This window comes from Citrobacter sp. VF227 (assembly GCF_052950715.1).
In genome coordinates this window covers 1-463 of record NZ_JBRFVF010000418.1, presented here as the reverse complement: position 1 = coordinate 463, position 463 = coordinate 1, and the positions used below count along the sequence as shown (strand labels likewise).

Sequence of the window (463 nt, the reverse complement as noted above, 5' to 3'; positions counted from 1 at the left end):
GGCCGGAGCGGTTCCGCGTCGGGCCGTGACGGTTCCGGCTAGACCTGTCGCCCGAATGGCGCAGCCCCGCGGCAAACGGGCCGGATCCGCCCCATGACCCGTCGGCGGGGTTGATTCACCGGGTCCGGACGCGCGTCCTGTCGGGATCGGCGGCTCCGATTGCTGCGGGAGCGAAAAACGGCCTTAATTCGCCCGCAGGTCAGGGGTCGATCCTGTGCCCGTTCCGATCTCCGGTCGGGCCGGGACCGCGCGTGTGAACGAGGGAAACTGGCATGTCGGAAGCGAACACGGCCCCGCGCGTGCTGATGGTGTTCCCGAAGTTCTACGAGAACTCCATGTGGAACTTCAAAGAGGCCATGGAGCTGCAGGGCGCCCGCGCGCCCGCGCCGCCGCTCGGCCTGATCACGCTGGCCGCGATGCTGCCGCCGGCCTGGCAGGTGACGCTGGTCAACCGCAACTGCGA

1 pseudogene is annotated in these 463 nt (G+C 69.3%); it reads left to right on the top strand.

Annotation, left to right across the window (positions count from 1 at the left end):
- Positions 1-272: 272 nt before the first annotated feature.
- Positions 273-463, top strand: a pseudogene (locus ACU8YC_RS27080) (hypothetical protein); the annotation flags it as partial.